The following is a 6,635-nucleotide window of genomic DNA, read 5'->3' as shown; positions in this document are numbered from 1 at the left end:
CCGGTTGAGTGGCCGGATGGCCGTGGAATCAGTGGCCGGATGCGCGTGGAATGGGTGGCCGGATCAGCGTGGAATCGGTGGTCAGATGCTCATGGAATGGGTGGCCAGATGACCGTGGAATCCGCAGCCCTTGCTTTCGCAGGCTTCGACATACACCAGTGCCACCGCCGGGCTGGTATGGAAGAAGCGCGCCCCTCGCCCATCCTGATGAGCGGCGAAGCGTCGCTTGGCATCGTCACTGATGCCGCAGTACAGCGACCCATTGGCCGCTCGCACCAGATAGACGAACCAGGGTTTTGCAGGGGTATCGCTCATGGGATCTCGGTGACAAAAGCCGCAGACGCCGACCCGGCTAAGGCGCGACAGGCCTGATGAAGCACGGCAACATACAGGAGGGGGTTTCCAGCGGTCTGATAACAAAGTTCGTCGATCATGTCCATATATGGTGGCGGTTCGCCTTTGCGTATACTGCGCCGATGTTTGCCCAAACCCAACTCCGCAAGCGCTGCACCTCCTGGTTGCTGGCGACCGGACTCCTCCTGATGCTCACCAGCTGCGCTGAACCCCCCAGCGCAGTCGAGCGGATCAAGGAGGAAGGCGTACTGCGCGTGATCACTCGCAACAGCCCCTCCACCTATTTCCAGGACCGTAACGGCGAAGCCGGCTTCGAATACGAGCTGGTCAAGCGCTTCGCCGGCCATCTCGGCGTCGAACTGCAGATCGAGGCGGCAGAGAATATCGACGAGATTTTTACCCGCCTCAACCGTCCCGGTGGTCCGGCGCTGGCTGCTGCCGGTCTGGTTGCCAGCGAGGGTCGCCAGGAAATCGCGCGTTTCACCGACTCCTATCTGGATGTCACGACTCAGGTGGTCTACCGCCGGGATCAGCGGCGCCCGACCCAGCCGCAGGACATGGTCGGCAAGCGCATTCTGGTGCTCAAGGGCAGCAGCCAGGCGGAGAAACTCAAGGCGTTGCAGGCCGAACTGCCGGACCTGCGCTATGAAGAATCCGACGCGGTGGAGGTCGTCGATCTGCTGCGCATGGTCGATGAAGGTCAGGTCGATCTGACGCTGGTCGAGTCCAACGAACTGGCACTCAACCAGGTGTATTTCACCAACGCGCGGGTAGCCTTCGATCTCGGTGAGCAGAACAGCCTGGCATGGATTCTCGGCAAGGATGAAGACAACAGCCTGCTCGACGCTGCCAATGACTTTCTCGCACAGGCCAGGGAAAACGGCACCCTGCAGCGCCTGCGCGAACGTTACTACGGGCATGTCGATGTACTTGGCTACGTCGGCGCCTACGCCTTTGCCAAGCATCTGCAGCAACGCCTGCCGCGCTACGAAAAGATCTTCCGCGAAACGGCCAAGGTTCATGGTGTGGACTGGCGTCTGCTGGCTGCAATCGGTTACCAGGAATCGCACTGGCAGCCCGAGGCGGTCTCGAAAACCGGGGTACGTGGCCTGATGATGCTGACCCTGGGCACGGCGAAGGCAATGGGTGTCACCGACCGGGTAGATCCGGTGCAGAGCATCCAGGGCGGCGGCAAGTACATTGCGCTGGTGCATGCCAATCTGCCCGAAAGCATCCTCGAACCGGATCGAACCTGGTTCGCCCTGGCTGCCTACAATGTCGGTGGTGGTCACCTGGAGGATGCGCGCAAGCTGGCCGAAGCCGAAGGGCTGGATCCGAACAAGTGGCTGGACGTGAAGCAGATCCTGCCGCGCCTGTCGCAGAAACAGTGGTACAGCAAAACCCGCTACGGTTACGCCCGTGGCGGCGAGCCCGTACATTTCGTGGCCAACATCCGTCGTTATTACGACATCCTCACCTGGGTGACCCAGCCACAGCTGGAAGGCCAGCAGCTGGTGCACAGCGAGATACACACGCCGGGCATCAATGCCACGGACCTTGGGGAAAGTCTGCCGCCGCTTTAAGGTGCCGTCAGGTTGCGACTTCGGGGCGTCGGATTATCTTCAAGCTGTCGGATTACGCCTTCGGAATGTCGGATTACGCCTTCAAGCCGTCGGATTACGCCTTCGGCTAATCCGACCTACACCGTTCGACGCGCAGGGCCGAATTCATTCGGCCAGTTCGGCCTCACGCCCGCGCGATCGGCGCAAAGCTGGCACCGGTCCGGTCGGCCAGCGCCTGCGCTGTCAGTTCCACTTCCAGACCACGCCGTCCAGCGCTGACGTAGATGCTCGACAGCACCTGCGCGGAGCTGTCGATAAAAGTGCGCAGACGCTTTTTCTGCCCCAGCGGGCTGATCCCGCCGAGCAGATAGCCCGTCACCCGCTGCGCTGCCGCCGGGTCCGCCATATCGACCTTTTTCACCTTGGCGGCCTGGGCCAGAGCCTTCAGATCAAGGCTGCCGATCACCGGCACTACGGCGACCAGCAGTTCGTTCTTTTCGCTGCACACCAGCAGGGTCTTGAACACCCGGGCAGCTTCCAGGCCGAGCTTCTCGGCGGCTTCGAGCCCGTAGGAGGCGGTTTTCGGGTCGTGTTCATAAGCATGGACACGGAAATCAGCCTTGGTCTTTTTCAGCAGATCGATGGCGGGTGTCATGGCGGCAACTGGTCGATTGAAAGCCGGAATATTAACAGGCGGCTAGGCGGGCCGCCCCTTGTAGGCCTCACGCCAGGCGCGATAGCGCTCGTCCTGAGCGACACGGTGATGCAGGCGCGCCATGCCGTCCGGGTCATTGAGCAAACGCCAGCGTGTCGCTTCGGCTGGGCCTTCGGGGCCGGCATCGAGAATCTCCCGCAGGCGCTGTTCACGCAGCGCCTCGGCTGCCGGCACCACCTTGGCATGCCGTGCGCGCCCCATCGCGCAGACCATGGCGTTATACAGCGGGTCCACCGTGGCAGCGAGAAAGCCATTGTGCAGCGCATTAGCCTGGTTCTGCTGGTTGTAGCGGTCCGTCGCGGCCAGCTCGGCGGGCGGGTCGTATTCCTCGGGAATCAGGAACAGCTTGCGCCGGAACGCCGCCAGTCCCGGCCCGGTACGGCTGGTAAGCACCGAGACTGGCGCCGAAAGCATCAGCGACACCACGATGGGCGCCAGCCACCAGAGAAAGTCCGGATCGAGCCAGGCCACCAGCGCGGTCCAGAGCACGCCCAGCAGCATCTGCGAGCCATGCCGACGCAAGGCTTCGCCCCAGGGCGTGGCGTTGTCGGCGCGTTGCGGCGATTTCCATTGCACCGACCAGCCGAGGAAGGCCGCCGTGACGAACACCGTATGGAACAGCATGCGCACCGGCGCCAGGAGCATCGAGAACAGGGTTTCCAGAATCATCGACAGCACCAGCCGGACCCCACCGCCATATTCCTTCGCCCCCTGAATCAGGATCAGCAGCACGCTGAGCAGCTTGGGCAGGAACAGCAGCGTCAGCGTCGCGGAGAACAGCGCGATCGCCTCCTGCGGATGCCAGCGCGGCCACAGCGGATAGAGCTGGTTGGGCTGCAGGAAATATTCCGGAACCATCAGCGTATGGATCGCCAGCAGCCCGGTGGACAGCGCGAGAAAGGTGAACCACAGCGGCGCCGAAAGGTAGGACATGACGCCGGTGAGGAACACGAAGCGATGCACCGTGTGCATGCCCTTGACCAGGAACAGGCGGAAGTTCATCAGGTTGCCATGGCACCAGCGGCGGTCGCGCTTGAGCTCGTCGAGCAGGTTCGGCGGCAGCTCTTCGTAGCTGCCCGGCAGGTCGTAGGCGATCCACACACCCCAGCCGGCCCGGCGCATCAGCGCCGCCTCGACGAAATCGTGGGAGAGAATGTCGCCAGCGAAGGAACCCTTGCCCGGCAGCGGCGCCAGCGCGCAGTGCTCGATGAAGGGTTTGACCCGGATGATCGCGTTATGGCCCCAGTAGTGCGATTCGCCCAGCTGCCAGAAATTCAGGCCCGCAGTGAACAGCGGCCCGTAGACCCGCGTGGCGAACTGCTGCATGCGCGCGTAGAGCGTATCCATGCCGGAGGCTTTCGGCCCGGTCTGGATGATACCGGCGCCAGGGTTGGCCTCCATCAGCCGCACCAGGCTGGTCAGGCAATCGCCGCTCATCACGCTGTCGGCATCCAGCACCACCATGTAGCGGTAGCTGCTGCCCCAGCGCCGACAGAAGTCGTCGATGTTGCCGCTCTTGCGCTTCACCCGGCGCCGACGGCGACGGTAGAAGATATGGCCGAAGCCATCGACCTCGCGGCACAATTCCAGCCAGGCCTTCTGCTCCGCCACACAGGTATCGGGGTCGTTGCTGTCGCTGAGCACGAAGATATCGAAGTGCTCGATCTCGCCGGTGGCCAGCAGCGATTCGTAGGTCGCCCGCAGCCCGGCGAACACCCTGGGCACGTCTTCGTTGGCGATGGGCATCACCAGCGCCGTGCGCGCCTCGGCGGCGATCGGCTCATTGCCCGCGCTGGTGGCGGAAATGTTGTAACGGTCACGCCCCTTGAGCAGCTGGAAAAAACCCATCAGCGCAGTCCAGAAGCCCACCGAAACCCAGCAGAACAGCAGCGCGAACAGCAGCAGGATGCTGGTCTGTACCACGTACGGCAGGATCTGCCGCGCCGACTGCTGCAGTGGCTGATGGTAGACCTCCTGCAGATCGACCAGCGCCCAGCCCTGATAAGGCAGCACATCCTTCATGTGCCAAGTGGCAATGACAGTCTGTACCAGCATCAGGATCAGCAAGGCCGCGCGCCGGTAATGAGCAACCTTGCGCCAGCCGGAGCCATCGATGGATTGCGGCGCGGGCGGCTGCTCCACCGTGCGGTTCTTCTTGAACAGCAAGCGCCACCAGCGCAGTTGCAGTACGCTGGTGTGCCAGGGCTCCGGCACCATTCGGGTACGCACGATGGGCGGCGTCGACTGGATGCAGGTGCGACCCTGGTGATCCTCGATCAGCACCCCACGCTGCCCGGCGTCGCGGGAAAGCTCGGCGAGATAGTCCCGAGCGGGTGATTGCCGCGCGTGTTCAGTCATGGACGGGGATCTGATAGCTCCAGGTTTCGGACAGCGTATTCTCGCCATCCACCAGCGCAGCACGCAGTTCAACCGGGCGTGCCGGGTCCTTGACCCGCAGGCGCAGGGTCAGCCGCCAGCCGTTGCTGACCGGATTGTGCCGCAGGTTGTTCTCCACCAGCTCGACGTTGTCATCGACACTGACCTGGGTGCTGACCGGTGCATCCGCCGGCAATCTGGCCAGGTTCGGCCCGACGAAATCGACGATCAGCGCCGTGCTGCCATCGGGCTGGCGAATCAGGTTGGACTGCTTCACGTCGCCGGTCGACAGGCGCGTCTGCTCGACCCAGGCGAGTTCGGGATCATGCAGTGCGGGCTCGTCCATGCTGAAGTGCAGGCGGTAGGCGAACTCGACCGCCTCGCCCGGCACCGGCGCCTTTTCCGGCACCCAGTAGGACACGATGTTGTCGTTGGTTTCATCCGGCGTAGGAATCTCGACCAGCTCCACACGCCCCTTCCCCCAATCGCCAACCGGCTCGATCCAGCCGCTGGGACGCAGTTCGTAACGATCATCCAGATCCTCGTAGCGCCCGAAATCACGGGTACGCTGCAGCAAGCCGAAACCCTTCGGGCTCTCCACGCTGTAGCTGCTGACGGCCAGCCGCTTGGGGTTGTTCAGCGGACGCCAGAGCCATTCGCCATTACCGGCATGGATCGCCAGGCCTTCGGAATCGTGCAATTGCGGGCGGTAGTTGAGCTGCTGGCTCGGCTGATTGGCACCGAACAGATACATGCTGGTGAGCGGCGCAATACCGAATTTTTCCACCGGCTCGCGCAGGAAGACCTGCGCCTTCACATCCACGATGCTGTCCTCGCCCGGCGTGATTTCCATGCGATAGGCGCCGGTGGCGCGTGGCGAATCAAGCAAGGCGTAGATCAGCAGGCTGCCGCGATCGGCCTGTGGGCGCTCGACCCAGAATTCGGTGAAACGCGGGAATTCCTCGCCGCTCGGCAGCGCGGTGTCGATGGCCAACCCGCGGGCTGAAAGACCATAGACCTGACCTTTGCCGACCACACGGAAATAACTGGCGCCGAGCAGCGTGATCAGCTCATCCTGCTTGTCCGCCTTGTTCAGTGGGTAGAGCACCTTGAAACCGGCGAAGCCCAGATCCTTTAACGCGGCTGGATCGATGTCGACGTTGCCGAACTCGAACAGCTCGGGATCGTAGCGGATCTGATTGACGCGGGTGGCAGTGACCTCGTTGATCTTCACCGGCACGTCGAAGTGCATGCCCTGATGGTAGAAGCGCAGCTCGAAAGGTGTTTCGGCATCACGCCAATAACCCTGGTCTTCACGAAAGCGCAGCTGCTGATAATCGGCGAAGGCCATCTGGCGAAATACCGACGGCAGATTGCTCTGCGGCGCTTGATAAGGGGAAGCCGCCAGTTTCTCGGCCTTGCTGGCCACATCATCCAGGCTGAAGGCCCAGCTGCTGCTGACGACGCATGCCAGGCACAGCCCCAGAAGCTTGCCCGGCACCCGGTTTCTGGCGCGAGCGTTCGATCCTTGATTCAAAGTGGTAAACACGGTGCCTCCTGAACGGTGAAAAAAGCGAGCGGGACAGCGCCTGCTCGCGTTCGTTGGTCTACGCCACGCACAAATGATT

5 protein-coding genes are annotated in these 6,635 nt (G+C 62.8%); 1 reads left to right on the top strand and 4 read right to left on the bottom strand.

All coding sequences use genetic code 11. The features are described 5' to 3' along the window. Positions 1–81: 81 nt before the first annotated feature. A complete protein-coding gene (locus G7020_RS17835) occupies positions 82–315 on the bottom strand; it encodes a GIY-YIG nuclease family protein (RefSeq protein ID WP_181086484.1) in 234 nt (77 codons plus the stop codon). 161 nt (positions 316–476) lie between these two features. Here G7020_RS17835 and mltF point away from each other — a divergent pair, with 161 nt between their 5' ends. After that, positions 477–1,937: a membrane-bound lytic murein transglycosylase MltF gene (gene mltF / locus G7020_RS17830; protein ID WP_181086483.1), complete on the top strand. Its 1,461-nt coding sequence runs from the start codon at positions 477–479 to the stop codon at positions 1,935–1,937. Between the two features lie 163 nt (positions 1,938–2,100). Here mltF and ybaK read toward each other — a convergent pair whose 3' ends face one another. Genes ybaK through G7020_RS17815 form a run of 3 tightly spaced genes read right to left on the bottom strand, consistent with a single transcriptional unit; the run spans position 2,101 to position 6,508 of the window. Beyond that, positions 2,101–2,571, bottom strand: a complete 471-nt coding sequence (gene ybaK / locus G7020_RS17825) for a Cys-tRNA(Pro) deacylase (RefSeq protein WP_181086482.1) — start codon at positions 2,569–2,571, stop codon at positions 2,101–2,103. Between the two features lie 42 nt (positions 2,572–2,613). Beyond that, a complete protein-coding gene (mdoH, locus tag G7020_RS17820) occupies positions 2,614–4,989 on the bottom strand; it encodes a glucans biosynthesis glucosyltransferase MdoH (protein WP_181086481.1) in 2,376 nt (791 codons plus the stop codon). After that, entirely contained in the window at positions 4,982–6,508 is a 1,527-nt protein-coding gene (locus G7020_RS17815) for a glucan biosynthesis protein (protein ID WP_181086486.1), read from the bottom strand. The genes mdoH and G7020_RS17815 overlap by 8 nt, the downstream gene beginning before the upstream one ends. Positions 6,509–6,635: the final 127 nt, after the last annotated feature.

The sequence above is a fragment of the Stutzerimonas stutzeri genome (assembly GCF_013522825.1).
GTDB lineage: Bacteria > Pseudomonadota > Gammaproteobacteria > Pseudomonadales > Pseudomonadaceae > Stutzerimonas > Stutzerimonas stutzeri_AK.
This window is presented reverse-complemented; position numbering and strand designations above follow the sequence as displayed.

Excerpts from the sequence above, each read along its gene's own strand:
- G7020_RS17835 (WP_181086484.1), bottom strand. The coding sequence starts at position 315 with ATGAGCGATACCCCTGCAAAACCCTGGTTCGTCTATCTGGTGCGAGCG.
- ybaK (WP_181086482.1), bottom strand. The coding sequence starts at position 2,571 with ATGACACCCGCCATCGATCTGCTGAAAAAGACCAAGGCTGATTTCCGT.
- mltF (WP_181086483.1), top strand. The coding sequence starts at position 477 with ATGTTTGCCCAAACCCAACTCCGCAAGCGCTGCACCTCCTGGTTGCTG.
- mdoH (WP_181086481.1), bottom strand. The coding sequence starts at position 4,989 with ATGACTGAACACGCGCGGCAATCACCCGCTCGGGACTATCTCGCCGAG.